Source organism: Nocardioides ureilyticus (assembly GCF_051280745.1).
Taxonomy (GTDB): Bacteria; Actinomycetota; Actinomycetes; order Propionibacteriales; family Nocardioidaceae; genus Nocardioides.
Genome location: NZ_JBNCOG010000075.1, coordinates 1 through 1,570 on the forward strand (window position 1 = coordinate 1; position 1,570 = coordinate 1,570).

A 1,570-nucleotide genomic window follows, 5' to 3' on the forward strand; every position below is an offset into this window, starting at 1 on the left:
ATCTCCCGGATCGAAGCACCCATCTGCTCCGCACCCGCCGCCACCGTCTGCACGTTCCGCGACACCTCATCCGCCGCACCAGAGACCACACCCGCCTGCACCGACGTCTCCTCCGCACCCGCAGCGATCTGCTGCGACGACGCCGACAGCTCCTCCGCAGCAGCCGCCACGGCGTCCGAGGAGGCAATGACGCTGGTCATCAGGTCCCGCAGCTTCGCCGTCGCCGCGTCCAGGCTGGCACCCATCGCGCCGACCTCGTCGCGGGTCGACAGCTCCGCACGCCGGGTCAGGTCACCCTCGGCCATCGCGTCGGTGACATCCTTGACCTTGGCGACGTTGCGTGAGATCGCACGGGCGACCAGCCACCCGACCAGCAGCGCCAAGCCGATGCCGAGGGTGAGCAGCAGCAGCGCGAAGGTGCGATTGGCGGTGTAGCTGTCCCGCACCTCGGCTGCGGCGCGATCGGCTGCGGCGGTTTCCGCAGCGACGAGGGTGCCCATGTGCTCCTTCGCCGCGCTGGAGTGGATGCTCGCGAACTCCTCGTTGGCCCGGTACCAATCGGCCTTCCGATCCGCCAGCCCGAAAGCGAAGAGGTGGTCGTGCTGGGCAGCGACGTATCCGGCCACGGCGTCCTGCAATCCCTCGAAGGCCGCCACCCTGTCTTCCTTCAGGCCGCCCTCCTGGTACCGCGCCGCTGCCGACTCGAAGGCCTCGACGTCCGCGGCGACGTCGTCCATGGCCTCATGCTTCGCGGCTTCGTCGATGCCGATCAGGACGTCACGTGCATGCTGGCGGATCGACTGAAGTGCGTTGTCCATCTCTCCCGCCGCGACGATGCCGAGCACGTTCTCGTCGTGGAGCGACTCAGCCTGGTCGGCCGAGGCGCTGAGCGAGCGGAGCCCCGTGACCCCGACGACGAGAGCGACGACCGCGGTGAGGACCACCGCGCTCAGGATCTTGACCCGGACGCTCCGGTCGCCGAACCAGGCCAGCGGCCCTCGGCGATCAGTGGTGGTGGACATCGGCATGCTCCCTCTGCTGCTGCACCATCTTTGGTGCTGCGTGTCGTGGTTGTACGGGTCTGGGTCCGGCTCGGGTCGAGCAGGCCGCCTCGGCCCGCGAGTCGGCGGCCACCCGGGCCAGCTCGTCGCCGGCCGCCTGCACCGACATCTCCTCCGCACGCGCCGCGCCCTGCTGCGACGACGTAAGCCGGCGGCGGTGTCGCGGTCATCGAGGTGCTTCTCCGTGGGGGAGAGCAGTCGTGGGTGATCCGTCGTGGCGGACCCGGGTGGAGCTCAGGCCTTGAACTGCGAGACCTGGGTCCGCAGCTGGTGGGCCATCGAGGACAGCTCGGTCACCGCGGAGCCGGCCTGGGCCAGCGCCTGGGTGGTCGACTCCGCCGCGGAGGAGACACCCGAGATGTTCGTCGCGATCTCGCCCGAACCCGTCGAGGCCTCCGCCACGTTGCGCGACATCTCGTTCGTCGTCGCGGTCTGCTCCTCCACCGCCGAGGCGATGGTCAGCTGGTAGTCGTTGATCGAGGTGATGATCGAGGCGATCTCACCGATCG

The 1,570-nt window shown here is 69.4% G+C and carries 1 protein-coding gene and 1 pseudogene; both read right to left on the minus strand.

Annotated features, from left to right (window positions below; translation table 11 throughout):
- A partial coding sequence (locus ACSMHG_RS19515) for a HAMP domain-containing protein (protein ID WP_435748249.1) occupies window positions 1-944 on the minus strand: 944 nt, incomplete at its 3' end.
- 351 nt (window positions 945-1,295) lie between these two features.
- Window positions 1,296-1,570, minus strand: a pseudogene (locus ACSMHG_RS19520) (methyl-accepting chemotaxis protein); the annotation flags it as partial.